Source organism: Streptomyces sp. NPDC005820 (genome assembly GCF_040630255.1).
Lineage (GTDB): Bacteria > Actinomycetota > Actinomycetes > Streptomycetales > Streptomycetaceae > Streptomyces.
Genome location: NZ_JBEXXE010000027.1, coordinates 16,617 through 35,512, shown reverse-complemented (window position 1 = coordinate 35,512; position 18,896 = coordinate 16,617). Strand labels below are relative to the sequence as shown.

The window sequence follows — 18,896 nt, the reverse complement described above, 5'->3', positions numbered from 1 at the left end:
CCGTTCGGCGGGCGCGCCAACTCTGGCCGCTGTCACCGAACTTGCACTTCAGGAGGCTCGATGTCCCCGCACTCCACCGGCCGGCGCCGCGTCCACCGTTCCGCCGCTGCGGGCGTGCCGCTCGCCGTGCTGGCCGCTCTCGTCCTGGCCGGCCCGGCGACCGCGAGCAGCGCGTCCGGGCAGCCGCACGTGACGCGGACCGCCACGCTCGGCGACATCCCGCTCGGGACGTTCAGCAACGGACTGCTGCCGGGCACCGTGGACGACGACCGGGGCGTGGACCTCGGCGGCATCGGCAGCGACATCTGTCCGACGGGCCGCAAGGGCGAGTTCTGGACGATCACGGACCGCGGGCCCAACGGCCAGATCAAGATCGACGGGAAGAAGCGCCGTACGTTCCCGGTCCCCGGCTTCGATCCCGCGATCGTGCGGATCCGGGTGACCGGCGACACGGTGAAGGTGCTGGACGCCCTCCCGATCACCACGTCCTCCGGGAAGCCCGTCACCGGTCTGTCGAACCAGGAGGGCCGCGACGAGGCGCCGTACTCCTACGACGCCCGCACGCCCCTGTCGTACAACCCGAACGGTCTGGACACCGAGGGCATCGTGCGGGCGGCGGACGGGAGTTTCTGGCTCGCCGACGAGTACGGCCCTTCCCTGGTGCACGTCTCCGCGCGCGGGAAGGTGCTGACCCGCTATGTGCCCGAAGGGCTGAACCTCGCGGGCGCGGACTACCCGGTGGTGGAGGCGCTGCCCTCGGTGCTGCTGCACCGGAAGATCAACCGTGGCTTCGAGGGCCTCGCCCAGCTGCCCGGCGGGGACCTCGTGCTGGCCGTGCAGAGCCCTCTGTCGCTGCCCGACACGGACGCCGGGGAGGCTTCGCGCACGACCCGGCTGCTGCGCTTCTCGCCCAAGAAGAACGCGGTCACCGCCGAGTACGCGTACCGCTTCGACCCGGTGAGCGTGGTCGACCCGAGTGAGGACGACACCTCCGAGCTCAAGATCTCCTCGGTGGTCGCGGTGGGCGGCGACCGGCTGCTGGTCGAGGAGCGGACGGACAAGGCGGCGCGGTTGCAGGTGGTGCGCCTGACGCGCGGCGCGAACATCCTGGGCGGCCGCTGGGACGACGACACGACGTCGCCGTCGCTGGAGCAGCTGGACGACCCGGCGGCCTCGGGTGTCCCGGTGCTCGCCAAGCGGCTGGTGGTCGACCTGGGCACGGTCGAAGGGGTGCCCGGGAAGATCGAGGGCGTCGCGCGCGTGGACCACGACACGCTCGCCCTGATCAACGACAACGACTTCGGGATGACGGACGGCGCGGGCGCCTTCGACACACAGGGCCGGCTGGTGGACAGCGGCATCGAGACGACCGTGACCTACGTGCGGCTGCCGCGGGGCATCTGACGCGGTACGCGCGCGTGGAGCCTCGTATGCCTCCACGCGCGCGGGGACGCTAGGGCAACAGCGCCGTGAGGGACGGCAGCAGTGAGTCCAGGTCGCTCGGCAGCTCGGTCGGCAGGGTGCTCGGGAGCTGGGACGGCAGTTCGCTCGGCAACTCGCTGGGCAGTTCGACCGGGAGGCTGATCGAGGGAGCGGGCGTGGTGCTGTTCCCGCCGGTCGGCTTGTCGTCGGGTGAGTCGTCGCCGGACGAGGCCATGACGACGACGGCGAGCACGGCGGCGGCGAGGACGAGCAGCGTGAGCACCGCGAAGAGCGGGTTCCGGCGCCGTCGGGGGCCGCCGGTGCCATAGCCCGGGGCAGGCGGTCCGAAGCCGCCGTGCGGCGGTGTGTCGCCCGGCGGTCCGGGCGGGTGGGGCGGTACGGGTGGCGTGGCCATACGTCCAGCGTCCCCACGAACGGGACGGGGAACGACCTCCGCACGGAAGTTGATACCGGCTCATGCCGTGGCGGGCATGATTCCGGCGTATTCCGTGCGGAGGTCCGGTCCAGGGGTGCGTCAGCCGCGGGCGCCCAGCAGGTGGTCCATCGCGAGCTGGTCGAGCCGCTCGAAGGCCATGCCGCGGGCGGCCGCCGCGTCGGCGTCGAAGTCCTCGAACGCGGTGCGGTCGGCGAGCAGGCTCTGCAGACCGTCGGCGGCGGTCGCCTGGGCCAGCTCGTCGAGGCGGGAGGCGCGCAGGGCCTCCTGGACCTCCGGGTCGGCGCGGAACGCGGCGGCGCGCTCCTTGAGGATCAGGTAGTTGCGCATGCAGCCCGCGGCCGAGGCCCACACGCCGTCGAGGTCCTCGGTGCGCGGCGGCTTGAAGTCGAAGTGCTTCGGGCCCGCGTAGCCGGCGCTCTCCAGCAGGTCGACCAGCCAGAACGCGGAGCGCAGATCGCCGGCGCCGAAGCGCAGGTCCTGGTCGTACTTGATGCCGGACTGGCCGTTGAGGTCGATGTGGAAGAGCTTGTCCGCCCACAGCGCCTGCGCGATGCCGTGCGGGAAGTTCAGCCCCGCCATCTGCTCGTGGCCGACCTCCGGGTTGACGCCGTACAGCTCCGGGCGCTCCAGACGGTCGATGAACGCGAGCGCGTGGCCGACGGTGGGCAGCAGGATGTCGCCGCGCGGCTCGTTCGGCTTGGGCTCGATGGCGAAGCGCAGGTCGTAGCCCTGGGAGGTGACGTACTCGCCGAGGAGGTCGAAGGCCTCCTTCATGCGGTCGAGGGCGACGCGCACGTCCTTGGCGGCACCGGACTCCGCGCCCTCACGGCCGCCCCAGGCGACATAGATCTTCGCGCCGAGCTCGACGGCCAGGTCGATGTTGCGGATCGTCTTGCGCAGGGCGTAGCGGCGCACGTCGCGGTCGTTCGCGGTGAACGCGCCGTCCTTGAAGACGGGGTGCGTGAAGAGGTTGGTGGTGGCCATCGGCACGGTCATGCCGGTGGTGTCCAGGGCCTGGCGGAAGCGCTTGATGTGCTCCTCGCGCTTGCTCTCGGAGGACCCGAACGGGATCAGGTCGTCGTCGTGGAAGGTCACGCCGTAGGCGCCCAGCTCGGCCAGGCGCGTCACCGTCTCGACCGGGTCGAGGGCACGCCGCGTGGCGTCGCCGAACGGGTCCCTTCCCTGCCAGCCGACGGTCCACAGGCCGAAGGTGAACCTGTCGTCGGGGGTGGGCTGGTAGCTCATTGCCGCGGCTCCTTGCTGTGCAGATGGTCGTGCGGTCGGTGGCGAACTATTTCGTCATGGCCGTTTACAAATTAGTATGCGGACGCATCTCTGGGAAGACAGATCCCGCAGAGCCGCGGAAAAACTTGAGGGAGAGCCCGATGTCAGCAGCCGAGGGTCCGCTCGTCGTCGGTGTGGACTCGTCCACCCAGTCCACGAAGGCGCTGGTCGTCGACGCGGGTACCGGCGAGGTCGTCGCGAGCGGCCAGGCGCCGCACACGGTGTCCGCCGGGGCCGGCCGCGAGAGCGATCCGCGTCAGTGGTGGGACGCGCTGCGCGAGGCGCTGCGCCAGTGCGGTGACGCGGCGCGCGAGGCCGCCGCGGTGTCGATCGGCGGGCAGCAGCACGGCCTGGTGACGCTGGACGAGCACGGCGAGCCGGTGCGGCCCGCGCTGCTGTGGAACGACGTGCGCTCGGCCCCGCAGGCGCGCAGGCTGACGGAGGAGCTGGGCGGGGCGAAGTTCTGGGCGGAGCGCACCGGATCCGTCCCGGCCGCGTCCTTCACGGTGACGAAGTGGGCCTGGCTCGCCGAGAACGAACCGGAGGCGCTGCGCGCGACGAAGGCGGTACGGCTCCCCCACGACTACCTCACCGAGCGCCTCACCGGCGAGGGCACGACCGACCGCGGTGACGCCTCCGGCACCGGCTGGTGGGCCTCGGCGACGGAGGGCTACGACGAGGAGATCCTCGCGCGCGTGGGTCTCGATCCGGCCCTGCTGCCCCGCGTGGTGCGGCCCGGCGAGATCGCGGGCACCGTGCGCGACAGCCACGACCTGCCGTTCGCCAAGGGCACCCTGGTCGCCGCGGGCACCGGCGACAACGCGGCGGCCGCGCTGGGCCTCGGGCTGCGTCCGGGCACTCCGGTGCTCAGCCTCGGCACGTCCGGCACGGTGTACGCGGTGTCGAAGCACCGGCCGGCCGACCCGACCGGCACCGTGGCGGGCTTCGCGGACGCCCACGGCGACTGGCTGCCGCTGGCCTGCACCCTGAACTGCACGCTCGCCGTGGACCGCCTCGCGGCCCTGCTGGGCCTGGACCGGGAGGCCGTGGAGCCCACCACGGACCTCACGCTCCTGCCCTACCTGGACGGCGAGCGCACCCCGAACCTGCCGAACGCCTCGGGTCTGCTGCACGGCCTGCGCCACGACACGACCGCCGGGCAGCTGCTGCAGGCCGCCTACGACGGTGCCGTGCACTCGCTGCTCGGCGCGCTCGACCTGGTCCTCGACGAGGACGCGGACCCGTCGGCCCCGCTGCTGCTGATCGGCGGCGGCGCGCGGGGCACGGCCTGGCAGCAGACCGTACGGCGGCTGTCGGGGCGGCCGGTGCAGATCCCCGAGGCCAAGGAGCTCGTCGCGCTGGGCGCGGCGGCGCAGGCGGCCGGACTGCTGACCGGCGAGGACCCGGCCGCGGTCGCCCGCCGCTGGAACACCGCGCGCGGCCCGGTCCTCGACGCCGTGGAGCGGGACGACGCGACGCTCGCCAGGATCGCCGGGGTACTCTCCGACGCGGCCCCGCTGCTGGAGCGGAGCACGCACACCGGCTGATCCAGGACGTATCCACGCGCCCGTGTTTCGAGGGATCGGGGCATCGGCGTATCGACTGATCGACGAATCAACGAATCAACGAATCGACGGAGGCATGACCGCACCGCTGCACGAGGCCCGCGCCACCGGCCCGGGGCGTGCGCTGCCCGACACCCAGCAGGGCATGCGCCGCCGCAACCTGGCGCGGGTGATGCACACCGTCAGCGCCGAGGGCCCGCTGTCCCGGGCGGCGGTCGCCTCACGCATCGGCCTGACCCGTGCGGCGGTGTCGACCCTCGTCGACGAGCTGATACGCACCGGACTGCTGGAGGAGCTCGGCCCGGAGCGGCCCGGACGTGTGGGCCGGCCCGGGTCTGCGCTGGCGGTCAGCGGGCGGGGCCCGGCCGGGCTGGGCGCCGAGGTCGGCGTCGATCATCTCGCGGTGTGCGTCGTCGATCTGCGCGGCGAGGTACGCGCGCGCGCCGTGCGGCACGGCACGAACCGGGACCGCTCCCCCGAGCCGGTGGTCGAGGAGCTCACCGCACTCCTGCGCCGGGCCGTCGCGGAGGCGGAGGGCGAGGGTCTGTCGCCGGCCGGGCTCGCCGTGGCCGTCCCCGGCCTGATCGCGCGCGACGGCCGCACGGTCGTCCGCGCCCCGAACCTCGGCTGGCACGACACCGACCTCGGCGCCCTGCTGCCCGGCGACTGGCCGCTGACGGTGGACAACGAGGCCAACTTCGGCGGGCTGGCCGAACTCTGGCTCGGCGAGCACACCCCGCAGAACTTCCTCCATGTGTCGGCGGAGATCGGCATCGGCGCCGCGGTGGTCGTGGACGGCAGCCTGCTGCGCGGTACCCGCGGCTTCGCGGGCGAGCTGGGCCATGTGCCGGTCCACCCCGACGGGCCGCGGTGCGGCTGCGGCGGTCGGGGGTGTCTGGAGCAGTACGCCGGCGAGGAGGCGGTGCTGCGCGCGGCCGGGCTCGAGCCGGGCGGCGACCGGGTCGGCCTCCTCGCCGGGCGGGCCGCGGACGGCGACCCCGAGGTACGGCGCGCCCTGCACGAGGCGGGCAAGGCGCTCGGCATCGCCCTGACCGGTGCGCTCAATCTGCTGGACCCCGAGAGCGTCGTGCTCGGCGGCGCCCTGGCCGGGCTCGCCCCCTGGCTGCTGCCGTCGCTGGAATCCGAGCTCGCCCGGCGCACGGCGGGCCCCGCCCGCCCCGTGTCCGTCTCTCGCCTGGGCCCCGAGGGGCCGTTGCTGGGGGCCGCGCACTCCGTGGTCCGGGCCGTGCTGGACGATCCTGCGGCAGTGGCCGCGGACGGTTCCTGACCCACACGCATGACCGGAACTCCCCGTTCGGGTGAGCGAGTTGTCCACAACCGGGCTCCCGTCCACCGAACTGCCCGGCGTCCCACGGACCGCCCGTCGGCCGCCGTAGTGTGATCCACGCGGAGCCCGGCCGTCGGCTCCGCGGAACGGAGAGCCCAGCCATGACCACGCACGCACCCCTTCCCACCAGACGGCGGCTGCTGCGGGGCGCCCTGCTCGCGGCCGTCCCGTACGCCCTGCTTCCGGACCCACCGGCCGGCGCGCAGACACAGGCCGTCGACTACCGGCCCGCCGAATGGCAGCCCGCGACCTCGGCCAACTACACGGCGGCCGACCGCCCCACGTCCCATCCGGTCGACCGGGTCGTCATCCATGTCACCCAGACCGACTTCACCAAGACCCTGAGCGTCTTCCAGAACCCGAAGAAGAGAGTGTCCGCGCACTACGTCGTGCGCTCGGCGGACGGTCATGTGGCGCAGTGCGTACGGGAGTCCGACATCGCCTGGCACGCGGGGAACTGGGACGTCAACACCCGCAGCGTCGGCGTCGAGCACGAGGGATGGGTGGACCGGCCCGCCTATTTCACCGACGCGCTCTACGAGCGGTCCGCCCGACTCACCGCGTCGGTCTGCGAGCGGTACGACATCCCCCGGGACCGTGCGCACATCGTCGGCCACTACGAGGTTCCGGGCACCGACCACACCGATCCCGGTCCGAACTGGGACTGGGGGCGTTACATGAGACTCGTCAACGGTCTGTGAAGGGCGAACCACGTCCAAACGGTTGTCGCTGAGCACACCCGGAGTGACGATGTCCCCAGCCGTGTCGTCCACCGGGAGGGCGAGTTGTCGAGCGATCCATGGGTGGCCCTGGAACCGGGGGCCGACCCTGCCGAGCGGGCACGGATCCTGCGCCGGGCGTACCAGACGTTCACCGAGGCGGGGACCGTCCCGAGGCCGGTGCGGGCGGTCGTGGCCGACTCGTGGCGGCGTTCGGCGCGGGCCGGGGTCGGTCCCGACGGCACCGCGAGCGTGGAGCTGACCGACGGCGATCTCGGCAGCTACCGGTCCGAGCATCCGCTGGCGCGGGTGATGCCGCTGTTCCGGGAGCTCATGGGTACGTTCGCCGCCGACGGCGAACACCTGCTGGCGGTGTGCGACGCGCACGGCAGGCTGCTGTGGGTCGAGGGCCATGCGGCGACGCGCAAGCAGGCCGGGCTGATGAACTTCGTGCCGGGGGCGCGGTGGGCGGAGAGTGCCGTCGGGACGAACGCGCCGGGCACGGCGGTCGCCCTGGACCGGCCCGTGCAGGTGTTCGCCGCCGAGCACTTCATCCGGCGGGTGCAGCCGTGGACCTGCGCGGCCGCTCCGGTGCACGACCCGCGGACCGGGCGGGTGCTGGGGGCGGTGGACATCACCGGTGGGAACGGTCTGGCCCATCCGCACAGCCTGGGCTTCGTCCAGGCGGTCGCGCGGGCCGCGGAGTCCCAGCTCGCACTGCTCGCCCCCGAGTCGCCGCAGCCCGACATACCGGAGCTGACCGCGCTCGGCCGGGACGAGGCTCGGCTGGTCACCGGCGGACGGAGTGTCCGGCTCAGCCGTCGGCACAGTGAGATCCTGGTGCTGCTGGCCCGTCATCCGGAGGGCCTGACCGGCGACGAGTTGCTGTGCGCGCTGTACGAGGACGAGTCGGTGACGCCGGTGACCCTGCGGGCGGAACTCGCCCGGCTGCGCGGGGTGCTCGGCCCCGGGCTGCTGGTCTCGCGCCCCTATCGGCTCACGGTTCCCCTGGAGTCGGACGTCGCGATCGTCGAACGGCGGCTGACGTCGGGTGCGTTGACGGCCGCCGCGGCGGCGTACTCCGGGCCGCTGCTGCCCGCTTCGCAGGCTCCGGCGGTCGTACGGCTGCGGCAGCGCCTCGCCGACGGTCTGCGCGCCGCGCTGATCGCCGGTCAGGACCCCGACCTCCTGGCGGACTGGGCGCACGCGCCGTGGGGCGAGGACGATCTCGACGTCTGGCGGGCGCTGGCGGCGGCCCGACCGACGGCGGCGATACGGGCGCGGCTGGCGACGCTGGAAGAGGAACTGCGGGCGCCGGAAGGCTGGACCCACCCGGGGCAGCCAACCGTGGGGATCACCGCAACGTTGCTGCAACGTCCGGGTCCCTAGCCTCCCGCGCAGAGCCGCCCAACGGCGGGCGGCCCTGCTGAGGGAGGCACACCGGCATGACCCGTTACGCGGCGCCCGGCACCGAGGGCGCGATCGTCTCCTACCAGGCGCGCTACGACCACTTCATCGGCGGCGAGTACGTGCCGCCGGCCCGCGGGCAGTACTTCGAGAACCCGTCTCCCGTCAACGGGCAGCCCTTCACCGAGGTGGCCCGTGGCACGGCGGAGGACGTGGAGCGGGCGCTCGACGCGGCACACGCGGCCGCGCCGGGGTGGGGGCGTACGTCGGCGACCGAGCGGTCGGACATCCTGCTGAAGATCGCCGACCGTATGGAGGCCTATCTGGAGCCGCTGGCGGTCGCGGAGAGCTGGGAGAACGGCAAGCCGGTCCGCGAGACGCTGGCGGCGGACATCCCGCTGGCCATCGACCACTTCCGCTACTTCGCGGGGGCGGTGCGCGCCCAGGAGGGTTCGCTCAGCGAGGTCGACGACGACACCGTGGCGTACCACTTCCACGAGCCGCTCGGGGTCGTCGCGCAGATCATCCCGTGGAACTTCCCGATCCTGATGGCCACGTGGAAGCTGGCGCCGGCGCTCGCGGCCGGCAACGCGGTGGTCATCAAGCCGGCCGAACAGACCCCGGTCTCCCTGCACTACTGGATGAGCCTGGTCGCGGATCTGCTGCCGCCGGGCGTGGTGAACATCGTCAACGGCTTCGGCCCGGAGGCGGGCAAGCCGCTCGCGTCCAGCCCGCGGGTGGCGAAGGTGGCGTTCACCGGCGAGACGTCGACGGGCCGGCTGATCATGCAGTACGCCGCGGAGAATCTGAAGCCCGTCACGCTGGAGCTGGGCGGCAAGTCGCCGAACATCTTCTTCGACGACGTGTGGGACAAGGACGACGACCTGCGCGACAAGGCCCTCGAAGGGTTCACCATGTTCGCGCTGAACCAGGGCGAGGTGTGCACCTGTCCGTCCCGCGGTCTGATCCAGCGCGGCAACTACGGCGACTTCCTCCAGGCGGCCGTCGCCCGCACCGAGCTGATCAAGCCCGGCAACCCGCTCGACACCGACACGATGATCGGCGCGCAGGCGTCCAGCGAGCAGCTGTCGAAGATCCTCTCGTACATCGACATCGGCCGGCAGGAGGGCGCCAAGGTGCTCACCGGTGGCGAACGCGCCGAGTACGACGGTGAGTTGAAGGGCGGCTACTACGTCCAGCCGACGATCTTCGAGGGGGACAACCGGATGCGCGTCTTCCAGGAGGAGATCTTCGGACCGGTCGTCTCGGTGGCCTCCTTCGACGACTTCGACGACGCCATCAAGATCGCCAACGACACGCTGTACGGCCTCGGGGCCGGCGTATGGACCCGGGACATCAACACGGCGTACCGCGCGGGCCGGGCGATCCAGGCGGGCCGCGTCTGGACCAACTGCTACCACGCGTACCCGGCGCATGCCGCCTTCGGCGGGTACAAGCAGTCGGGGATCGGCCGGGAGACACACAAGATGATGCTGGAGCACTACCAGCAGACGAAGAATCTCCTCGTGTCGTACTCGCCGAAGAAGCTGGGCTTCTTCTAGAGACATGGAAAAGGGCGCCTGAGCTGGGAAATCTCCCGCCAGGCGCCCTTGTCGGTCGCCGTTCAGGCAGCAAAGCGAAAAGGTGCCTTGCGCCCGATTCATCCCACCGGCATCCCAGTGTTGCCCACCTGATCCGGAATATTTCCGGACCAGATTCCGGTCATCCCTACTCGCCAGGAGACGGGGAACTGTCCCAACGATTCATCGACCCCTCGATCAACTGGTTGGCGTGGTCTCGGGTCCCGGCCAGGAACTTCGCGTAGCAGCGGAAGAGGACCTGGATGCTCTGACCTGCTCTGCGAGCGCACTCGGCGGGGTCCACACCGGAGGCCGGCCAGAAGGAGATGCCGGCGTGGCGCAGGTCGTAGGGCCGCTGGGCGAGGTTCAGCGCGTGCTCGTCCAAGGCGAGTGCGGCTTCCCTGGCGCGTCCCCAGGTGACGCCGTAAGCCGCGTTGTCGATGTAGTTGCCGGCTGCGTTCTGGAAGATCCTGCCGTCGACGGCGACGTCAAACCGGGCGCGTGGCCTTGGCCGCTCGGCGCTTCAGGGAGTGCGTCTCGTGGACTGCCCCGTCGTCCGTCCATTCCTTGCCCGCGGTGACGATGCCGCCCTTGAGGTTGAGCAGCCCCCAACCGCTTGAAGGCAGGCGGCACTGGGCCTTCTTGAGGTGGATCACCTCTGCCGGGCGCATGCCGGCGTAGTACATGCAACCGAAGAAGGCGTACAGGTGAGGACCACGCCCGGGCAGCCGGCGTACCGCTTCAAGTAGGCGTACCACCTGGACGGGGTTGGGCACGCAGTCGGGGTCAACTGTGTCGTCCACCTCAGGCGCCGTCCAGCGCAGACCGCTCACCGGGTTGTGGGTGAAGTAGCCCCGCTCCACCGCATCGGCGAACACCTCATTGACGACAGCTCTCTTGCGCTTTGTGGTCTTGGCAGCAGCGACGGTACCGTCGAGCTCTCGTCGTGTTCGTAGAGGCCCAGAAAGCGGCGCCGACATCGCTGTTGTCCGCGAGGTTGCGTGCGAAGGCGTCGGCGACGCGGGAATGGCGGGGAGCGACCTCACCATGGACCTTCTCCGACGTGTTCGGCATCAGCGCTCGTCACCTGTCAGGCGCTTTGCGGTGGATTCCGGTCGCGGCGGCGGCGGGGCGGCGACCGAGGGCGGCCGGCTCACGCTTGCTCAAGCGTCGGGAACGGGATGGGTCCGAGGCCCGGTGTCTCCGGTACGCCCGGGTCCCGGTCGCGGAACAGCGCGGGTGCCGCCGCCGTGAGCTCTTCGATCGTCCATTTACGGTTGCCCGCGTCGATCTCGGCGACTGGCCGGTAGCCGTCGAAGACCTTGACCGTCGCCCCCCCCAGGCCCGGAACACCTGGCCGCTCACCTCGGCAGCCGCCGGCGATGCCAGCGAGACGACCCACGGCGAGACGTTCTCCGGGGCACGGGCGTCGAACGACTGGTCCCGTAGGTGGTGTCAGCGATCCACGGCTGGTTCGGCGCGGTCACGGCCATGCCGCTCGACCATGTCGGCGGGCCGGTCGGTCTCGGGTGCGGGGGGGTGCGCAGGCCCCTCGGACGGATCACACGCTACGGGATGTCCTGCTCTGTCCAGATGCATTTGCCGTCGTCGAGATACCGCGTGCCCCAGCGTCGGGACAGGACTGCGACGAGTTGCAAACCGCGGCCGCCTTCGTCGGTGTGGGTGGCACGGCGTATGCGAGGGCTCGTGAGGCTGCCGTCGTAAACTTCGCAGATCAGGGAGTGGCTACGCAGCAGGCGGAGGCGAATTGGGCCGCTGGCGTGCCGAACGACGTTGCCGACCAGCTCGCTCACCAGCAGCTCCGTAATGGGTGCAAGATCCTCCAAGCCCCAGGCGCTGAGCTGTTCGCGAACAAACTGGCGGGCCTGTCCGGCTGCCCGGGGATCCTCTGAGAGATCGCTGGAGGCGAGATCACGGGCAGCGGTGCACCGGGTATGGACGATGAGGAGGCCGGCGTCGTCGTCCGTCTGCCCACGTTCGGGCAACAGAGCCGAAGCCACCGTGTCGCACAGATCTTCCAGGCGACGACTGTCACCGTCCCGGTCCGCAGGGTCGAAGTACGCGGTGTGGGCCGCAGCCTCGGACACGACCTGCCGAAGTTGAGCCAATCCCTGATCAATATCCCGGGTGGCCGATTCGACGAGGCCGTCGGTGCACAGGACGAGAAGGTTCTCGTCGGACAGGTCCAGCTGGTGAGTGTCGAACGGCGGTTCAGCGGCGCCCAGGGGCGGGTCCGGGCTCACGTCGGGGAAGTGGACGGTACCGTCGGGGCGGACCACGATGGGCGGGGGGTGACCGGCCAGGCAAAAAGTGCAGCTACGTGCGACTGGGTCGAAGACGGCATACAGGCAGGTGGCGTAGGAGTCCTCGCCGAAGTCGCTGACGAGGTCGTTGAGATGACTGAAAAGCTCGTCAGGAGACATGTCGAGGTCGGCGAGGGTGCGTACGGCGGTACGCAGACGCCCCATGGTGGCCGCTTCGGTGATGCCATGTCCCATGACATCACCGATCACCAGGGCAACCCGGTCGGCGGACAACGGAATCAGGTCATACCAGTCACCGCCGACGTCCTCGCCCCTTCCCGCGGGCAGGTAGCGGGCCGCGGCGCCGGCTGCAGGAAGGCGAGGCAGCGCCCTGGGCAGCAGACCGCGCTGGAGTTCTTGGGCACGGGCGTGTTCGACGTCGTACAGCCTGGCCCGCTCCAGTGCCTGGCCGACCAGACCGCCGAGAGCCGTCAGCAAAGCCCGCTCCCCGTCGGCGAAGGAACGCGGACGGCTGAACGACACCGTGCACATACCCAGGACACGTCCGGACGCCATCAGGGGCAGGAACGCCCACGCCTCCTTCGGCCCTCGTTCCCGCAAACGCCTCATCGTCGGATAACGGCGCAGGAACTCCGTACTCGATTCGACGAACCGGGGAACGCGGGTGTGCACTACATCGAGGACCGGGCCACTGGCGGAAGCCGGAGTGTCACTGACCGTTTCGAGGAAATCCCGTGGGTAGCCGATGCAGGCGACCACATGGGCCCGCCCGCCCTCCAGCATGGTGAACATCAGCCCGTCAGCTCCGAACGGAGCCAGGACGTGCTTCGCGAAAGCGTGCGCCACGTCCCCCGAGGTGACGGCCTCTGCCAGCGCGGCGGTGAGCTCGCCCATCCGGACGGAGCGGTCAGCCCCGGCAGGACTTGAGCCAGGTGGCCTACCGGACTCACCGCCCAGACGTTCAGCAGTCCACCCCGCCACCGCCGACAGAAAGGACCGTTGGACCTCGCTGGGCTCATCAGCCACTGCCGTGAGCACGGACAGCACCCCGACCGGCCCGCCGGCCCCGAGGAGCGGCACCGCCACGGTGCCGGCCGCCCCGATGTTCAGGCTGTCCCCGCCCGCCCAGACGAAGGTGCCACGCTCCACGGCCCGCACCGGCGCCACGTCCTGCCCGGGATGCAGATGCGCCCATTCTTCGGCATGTGCCGGGACGAGCCCGCTCACCCGCACCAGGCGCAGCCCCCCGGTAGCGGGAACCCAGCGGTGCACCAGGGCTCCCAGGCCGCCCAGGCACGTCGTCGCCTGCTGAAGTACCAGGCTCAGCGTCTCCATGGCCTCCTCGCCCGGAGCTCCCTCACGCCACGCGCCTTCGTCCGAGCCCATCGGGCAGCTGGGCGGCACCGGCTGAGGCTGCTCCTCTGCGCGGTTCTCGGGGCCGGCACCCTCAATCGCCACCTCGCCCCCCTCTCACTCAGAAGTCCACTGGTGGCCCAGCCGCACAGCCTCAGGTGATATCCCCACTAAATGGACAAAGTCACAATATCTATATACATACTATTACTCGCTCGCCTACCTCATTGGGTCGCACCGGCCTCCTGGGGACGGACGGCGACCGCCGCAACCGATCAGGTGAGCAAACGCCGACAGCCTCGCACCCACGTGCACACCCCGCTTTCGCAAGGGGACGCCCGGTTGGCGACCGCCAGGCTTCGACAAGGACCGCTGCAAGAAACGCCACACCGTCGAACGCGCGGTCGATGAGCGGAAGAACTCGCGGACCGCGGCAGCCCGCCACGACAATCGGGGCTACGTGTTCCTCGATACCGTCATTACCGCAACCCTGGTCACCTGGCTCCGTCCGCCGGGTCATCGCCTCGGCGATGCTCGGGGTGACCGGTGTGGTGCCCCGCATGACCGAGCGCAGCGAGGAACGACCATAGCGCTCCGGATTCGGATGGGAGGCGATGACGAGCGCGATCGGGACGACCGCCACCTCGGCTGTGATCCGCTCGAGTTCGATGCGCGACACCAGCCGGTCCAGGCCGAAACCACGGTGCGGGCGCACCCTCGCCCGCTCCAGTGTCATGACGAGGTGACAGCCGGGTCCCTCGGCGATCGCACGCTTGATGTCCAGATGGAGATCGGGGAACTGCCCGCACAGCCAGCGGACAGGGCCGACGAACGCCTGGGACCTTCCTGGGCAGCGGTGTTCTATCGGGGTGAAGCCTTCGCCAGGATCGTGCAGCGGCGGCCTGCTCCGGCTGACGGTTGTCGAGCGCCCGCTCGTGGGAGGTGATGACGAGCGCCTTGCTGTCGACGACGGACCCGGAGGGCTCCTGCGACGGGTGAGGAGCCCAACGAGACGGTCATCAGACGGCCATCACGTCATGGCGTCGCGGACGAGCGCGGTGTCGACGAACTGTTCGAAGCGGACGATGAGTCCTCCGCGTACGACGAAGTGGTGGGCCACGCGGACGGCGATCCGCTTGCCGGTGGCCTTGGTGACGGACGTGTAGCGGGCGAGGACGACGACGTTCTCGCCGTCGACGACGTAGGTGTCGTCGTGGGCGGTCCAGCCGTCCCAGTCCTGGCCGAGCTTCTCCATGACGTGGGAGGTGACGCCGTCGGGGGTGCGGTAGGTGCCGGCGAGGGGGAAGCCGGCCATCTCGGTCCACTCCACGTCGGGGGCGAGGGCGGCGTTCGAAGGTGGCGAAGTCGCCCATGGTCAGCCCCACTTCACGCCCTTGGCGACCTTCGCACCGATCTGGGCGGCGATCAGCATGCCGTTGTCCGGGTAGCGGGCGATGAGCGCCTCGGCGAGCGCGGCGCCGTCCATTGATCACGCCTCAGCGGGGACGCTCCGAGCCTGCGCACCCGAGAGTTCCGGGGTGCCAGCTGCTGCCCGAGGCGTGACCGCCACGGCCGGGCGCTCACCCTCCCGCCCCACCCCTTCCCGTGGACGCCACACCCTCTCGCGCCGTTCCGCCGGTTCGATGATCGCGGCCATGGCGGACGAGGAAACGGGCTGGTCGAGCCGGTCGACCCGCCGCGGTCGCGAGGGCGGCGACGCGCGTGCGACGGCACGGGGACAGGCACCGGTCCGGAACACAGGCACTTCTCTCACCTCGGACCGTGAGACAAGGGACACCTCAAATTTCTGAGACACCTTGACTCATAACTCCACTTCGATACACACTGTCTCACAGATGCAGTGCACGAATCCAAAGGAGACAGCACATGTCCATGACCGAGAACGCCGTCGTCCTCCGCTTCGCCGACCGCGCCTCCGCCTACCAGGCTCTCAGCGATCTCAAGCACCTCACGTCCGCCACGGTCGAGCTCCGCGGGGCCGTCCTGATCGAACGCCTGGAGGACGGCACGGTCCGCGTCCCGGAGGGTCTGGAGACCGAGGCTGGGCGCAACACGGCCGTCGGCGGGCTGGTCGGGTCGCTGGTCGGCATCCTCGGCGGGCCCCTCGGCGTACTGACGGGCTGGGGCATCGGCGCGGTGATCGGCAGCGGCTACGACTACAAGCGGGCCGAGGAGGCCACCGGCACCGTCACCCTCCTGACCTCGCACATGCCGCCCGGCGGCACCGCCGCCCTCGCCGAGGTCCGGGAGTCCGACCCGCAAGCCCTCGACCTGCTGGCGATGCGCTACGACGCCGTCGTCGAGCGTCGCCCCTCCGACTCGGTGCGCACCGAACTCAAGGCCATGGAGGAGGCTGCCGACCGGATCCGGAAGGAGGAGGCGAAGGACCGGCGCGACCGCAAGCGCACCGAGACCGAGCAGAAGATCAAGGACGGGGTCGCGCAGCTGAAGCAGAAGATCACCGGCTAGCCGACCGCACGAGCGCGGGGTGACACCCCCCAGCCCCGCATGGTGGGGGCGGGCCAAGCCGGGCCCGCCCCCACCGCCGTCCCCACCCGGCCAGTGCCGTCACCTCGGTGTCCGGATCCGGAGCGGGCAAGGTGTCCGAGCCGTCGGCATCGCGGTTCGGCATGGAGGTCGAGAGCTCCTCTCCGGAACGACGAGGGCCAAGGCCGGCCGGGGTCGAACGCCGGGACCGAGTGGCGGAAGACCAGGATCAGCGCCTGCCCCGGACCGGCCGCCGGGATGCCCGGTTCCCGGCCGACGGCGGTCCGTGCCTCCGGGGTCCACCGGAGGGTGGCACCTGGCGGGCCTCAGCGTTCGAGTGCGAGAGCGAGGCCCTGGCCGACGCCGATGCACAAGGCCGCGACGCCCACGCCGGAGCCCTTGCGGGCCAGCTGGTGGGCGACCGTACCGGCCAGCCGGGCGCCGGAGGCGCCGAGCGGGTGGCCCAGGGCGATCGCGCCGCCGAGCGGGTTGAGGATCGCGGGGTCGAACTCCGGCCACTCCGCGACGCAGCCGAGCACCTGTGCGGCGAACGCCTCGTTGAGTTCGAGCACGTCGAGGTCGGCGAAGTTCCGGCCGGCCCGGTCGAGGGCGCGGTGGACCGCCTCGACCGGGGCGAGGCCGAAGTAGTGCGGCTCGATCGCGGAGACACCGGACGCGGTGATCCGCGCGAGCGGCTCGCGGCCCGTCGCCCTCAGCCCCTCCTCGTCGGCCAGGAGCAGGGCTGCCGCGCCGTCGTTGAGCGGGGAGGAGTTGCCCGCTGTCACCGTGCCTCCCTCCTTGCGGAAGGACGGGCCGAGCTTGGCCATCGCCTCCAGCGAGACGTCCGCCCTGACGCCCTCGTCCGCCGCGAAGAGAATCGGGTCGCCCTTGCGCCGCGGCACCGGGACCGGAGTGATCTCGGCGTCGAAGAGGCCCTGTTCCTGTGCCCGTACGACCTTCAGGTGGGAGTGGAACGCGAACTCGTCCTGCTGTTCGCGCGTGATCTTGTGCTTGTCGGCGATGAGCTCGGCGGACTCGCCGAGCGGAATGGTCCATTGCGGGTCCATCGCCGGGTTGACCATCCGCCAGCCGAGCGTGGTCGAGTACAGCTCGGTGTGCCCGGCGGGGAAGGGCCGGTCCGGCTTGGGGAGCACGTACGGCGCGCGGGTCATCGACTCGACCCCGCCCGCGACGATCACGGACGCGTCCCCGAGCGCGATCGCCCGGTAGCCCTGGACCACGGCTTCGAGGCCCGAGGCGCACAGCCGGTTGACGGTCACGCCCGGTACGAACGTGGGCAGACCCGCGAGGAGCCCCGCCATACGGGCGACGTTGCGGTTCTCCTCGCCGGCGCCATTGGCGTTGCCGTAGTACACGTCGCCGATCAGGGAGGGGTCCAGGTCCGGGGTACGGGCGAGGAGTTCACGGATGGTGTGCGCGGCCAGGTCGTCCGGGCGTACGGAGGCCAGGGAGCCGTTGTACCTTCCGACCGGGGTGCGGACCGCGTCGACGAGGTAGACGTCCTTGGTCATGTGAGGTCCTTCGCGACGGTCAGCTCGGCGGCGGTCCTGGCGACGACCTCGTCTGCCGTGACGCCGGGCGCGGTCTCGGTCAGCAGCAGGCCGGCCGGGGTGACGTCGATGACCGCCAGGTCGGTGATGATGCGGTCGACGCACGCCTTGCCGGTGAGCGGCAGCGTGCACTCGTCGACGATCTTCGGGGAGCCGTCCTTGGCGGTGTGCGTCATCGCGACGATCACGGTGCGGGCGCCGTGGACGAGGTCCATCGCGCCGCCGATGCCGGTGATCATCTTGCCGGGGACGGCCCAGTTGGCGAGGTCGCCGCGGGCGGAGACCTGCATCGCGCCGAGCACCGCGACGTCGATGTGGCCGCCGCGGATCATGCCGAAGGACAGCGCCGAGTCGAAGAAGCTCGCTCCCGGCAGGACCGTGACGGTCTCTTTCCCCGCGTTGATCAGATCCGGGTCCACATCCTCCTCGTACGGGAAGGGGCCGGTGCCCAGGATGCCGTTCTCCGACTCCAGGATCACCTCCACGTCGTCGGGGAGGTGGTTGGGGATGAGGGTGGGCAGGCCGATGCCGAGGTTGACGCACTGGCCGTCCGCCAGTTCGCGCGCGGCCCGTGCGGCCATCTCCTCACGTGTCCAGGCCATGTGACTACGCGTCCCCTCTCGGCGTGGTGGTGACCTTCTCGATCCGCTTGTCGGCGGCCTGCTCGGGAGTCAGGGCGACCACCCGCTGCACGAAGATGCCCGGCAGGTACACGGCGTCGGGCTCGATCTCGCCGGGCTCGACCAGTTCCTCCACCTCGGCGACGGTGATCCGGCCCGCCATCGCGGCCAGCGGGTTGAAGTTGCGGGCGGACTTGTTGAAGACGAGGTTGCCGTGCCGGTCGCCCCTGGCGGCCCGTACGAGCGCGAAGTCGGTGCGGATGCCGCGCTCCAGGACGTACTCGACGCCGTCGAACTCCCGTACCTCCTTCGGCGGCGAGGCCGGCGCGACGCCGCCGGAGCCGTCGTAACGCCACGCCAGACCGCCCTCCGCCACCTGGGTGCCCACCCCGGCCGGGGTGTAGAAGGCGGGGATCCCGGCGCCACCGGCACGCAGGCGCTCGGCGAGCGTGCCCTGCGGGATCATCTCGACCTCGATCTCGCCGCCCAGGTACTGACGGGCGAACTCCTTGTTGCCGCCGATGTAGGAGCCGGTGACGCGCGCGACACGGCCGGCGGCGAGCAGGACCGCCAGGCCGGAGTCCAGCGCCCCGCAATTGTTGGACACCACCGACAGTCCCGACACGCCGGATGCGAAGAGCGCCTGCATCAACGCGCCCGGCACTCCGCTCAGTCCGAATCACCCGACCGCGAGGGACGCGCCGTCCGGCACGTCCGCCACGGCCTCGGCGGCGGAGGCGATGACCTTGTTCATGTTCGTTCGGACTCCATCGTGTG

At 71.0% G+C, this 18,896-nt stretch carries 15 protein-coding genes and 3 pseudogenes; 7 read left to right on the top strand and 11 right to left on the bottom strand.

From position 1 onward, the window contains the following. Nucleotides 1–60: 60 nt before the first annotated feature. A complete protein-coding gene (locus ABZ464_RS30295; RefSeq protein WP_359281849.1) occupies nt 61–1,404 on the top strand; it encodes an esterase-like activity of phytase family protein in 1,344 nt (447 codons plus the stop codon). A 49-nt stretch (nt 1,405–1,453) separates the two neighbouring features. Here the strand turns inward: ABZ464_RS30295 and ABZ464_RS30290 are convergent, their stop codons facing one another. Both ABZ464_RS30290 and xylA read right to left on the bottom strand, forming a co-directional pair. Beyond that, nucleotides 1,454–1,837 (bottom strand): hypothetical protein, encoded by a 384-nt coding sequence (locus ABZ464_RS30290; protein ID WP_359281847.1) that lies wholly within the window; start codon nt 1,835–1,837, stop codon nt 1,454–1,456. Between the two features lie 120 nt (nt 1,838–1,957). Beyond that, nucleotides 1,958–3,124, bottom strand: a complete 1,167-nt coding sequence (gene xylA, locus ABZ464_RS30285) for a xylose isomerase (RefSeq protein WP_359281844.1) — start codon at nt 3,122–3,124, stop codon at nt 1,958–1,960. Nucleotides 3,125–3,264: 140 nt separating this feature from the next. Here xylA and xylB point away from each other — a divergent pair, with 140 nt between their 5' ends. The 5 genes from xylB (at nt 3,265) to ABZ464_RS30260 (ending at nt 9,764) form a co-directional block, all read left to right on the top strand. Further along, nucleotides 3,265–4,710, top strand: coding sequence for a xylulokinase (xylB, locus tag ABZ464_RS30280; protein WP_359281842.1), 1,446 nt, complete (start codon nt 3,265–3,267; stop codon nt 4,708–4,710). Nucleotides 4,711–4,804: 94 nt separating this feature from the next. Continuing rightward, the gene (locus tag ABZ464_RS30275; RefSeq protein WP_359281839.1) at nt 4,805–6,016 is read left to right on the top strand and encodes an ROK family transcriptional regulator; all 1,212 of its coding nucleotides are present in this window, start codon (nt 4,805–4,807) and stop codon (nt 6,014–6,016) included. Nucleotides 6,017–6,177: 161 nt separating this feature from the next. Beyond that, complete coding sequence (locus tag ABZ464_RS30270; protein ID WP_359281838.1) at nt 6,178–6,777, top strand: N-acetylmuramoyl-L-alanine amidase; 600 nt, start codon at nt 6,178–6,180, stop codon at nt 6,775–6,777. An 84-nt stretch (nt 6,778–6,861) separates the two neighbouring features. Further along, nucleotides 6,862–8,184, top strand: coding sequence for a GAF domain-containing protein (locus ABZ464_RS30265; RefSeq protein ID WP_359281835.1), 1,323 nt, complete (start codon nt 6,862–6,864; stop codon nt 8,182–8,184). Between the two features lie 56 nt (nt 8,185–8,240). After that, a complete protein-coding gene (locus tag ABZ464_RS30260) occupies nt 8,241–9,764 on the top strand; it encodes an aldehyde dehydrogenase family protein (RefSeq protein WP_359281833.1) in 1,524 nt (507 codons plus the stop codon). 166 nt (nt 9,765–9,930) lie between these two features. Here ABZ464_RS30260 and ABZ464_RS30255 read toward each other — a convergent pair whose 3' ends face one another. From ABZ464_RS30255 to ABZ464_RS30230, 6 genes and pseudogenes are all read right to left on the bottom strand, one after another. After that, nucleotides 9,931–10,167 carry a hypothetical protein gene (locus tag ABZ464_RS30255; RefSeq protein ID WP_359281832.1) on the bottom strand — a complete coding sequence of 79 codons (237 nt, stop codon included), beginning with the start codon at nt 10,165–10,167 and terminating at the stop codon, nt 9,931–9,933. 103 nt (nt 10,168–10,270) lie between these two features. After that, nucleotides 10,271–10,660 (bottom strand): hypothetical protein, encoded by a 390-nt coding sequence (locus ABZ464_RS30250; protein WP_359281830.1) that lies wholly within the window; start codon nt 10,658–10,660, stop codon nt 10,271–10,273. A 275-nt stretch (nt 10,661–10,935) separates the two neighbouring features. Further along, the gene (locus tag ABZ464_RS30245; RefSeq protein WP_359281828.1) at nt 10,936–11,184 is read right to left on the bottom strand and encodes a hypothetical protein; all 249 of its coding nucleotides are present in this window, start codon (nt 11,182–11,184) and stop codon (nt 10,936–10,938) included. A 166-nt stretch (nt 11,185–11,350) separates the two neighbouring features. Further along, the gene (locus tag ABZ464_RS30240) at nt 11,351–13,402 is read right to left on the bottom strand and encodes a SpoIIE family protein phosphatase (RefSeq protein WP_359281825.1); all 2,052 of its coding nucleotides are present in this window, start codon (nt 13,400–13,402) and stop codon (nt 11,351–11,353) included. Between the two features lie 1,048 nt (nt 13,403–14,450). Continuing rightward, a pseudogene (locus ABZ464_RS30235) lies at nt 14,451–14,762 on the bottom strand (nuclear transport factor 2 family protein); the annotation flags it as partial. A gap of 33 nt (nt 14,763–14,795) precedes the next feature. Continuing rightward, nucleotides 14,796–14,903 (bottom strand): annotated as a pseudogene (locus ABZ464_RS30230) (MBL fold metallo-hydrolase); the annotation flags it as partial. A gap of 404 nt (nt 14,904–15,307) precedes the next feature. Between ABZ464_RS30230 and ABZ464_RS30225 the strand changes: the two are divergent. Then, nucleotides 15,308–15,910, top strand: a complete 603-nt coding sequence (locus ABZ464_RS30225) for a hypothetical protein (RefSeq protein ID WP_359281822.1) — start codon at nt 15,308–15,310, stop codon at nt 15,908–15,910. 344 nt (nt 15,911–16,254) lie between these two features. On the opposite strand, the gene ABZ464_RS30220 is transcribed toward ABZ464_RS30225, so the two are convergent. The 3 genes and pseudogenes from ABZ464_RS30220 to ABZ464_RS30210 form a co-directional block, all read right to left on the bottom strand. After that, nucleotides 16,255–17,460 carry a thiolase family protein gene (locus tag ABZ464_RS30220; RefSeq protein WP_359281820.1) on the bottom strand — a complete coding sequence of 402 codons (1,206 nt, stop codon included), beginning with the start codon at nt 17,458–17,460 and terminating at the stop codon, nt 16,255–16,257. Next, entirely contained in the window at nt 17,457–18,101 is a 645-nt protein-coding gene (locus tag ABZ464_RS30215; RefSeq protein WP_359281817.1) for a CoA transferase subunit B, read from the bottom strand. Before ABZ464_RS30215 ends, ABZ464_RS30220 begins: the two co-directional genes overlap by 4 nt. Before the next feature lie 4 nt (nt 18,102–18,105). After that, a pseudogene (locus ABZ464_RS30210) lies at nt 18,106–18,873 on the bottom strand (CoA transferase subunit A). Between the last annotated feature and the right edge of the window lie 23 nt (nt 18,874–18,896).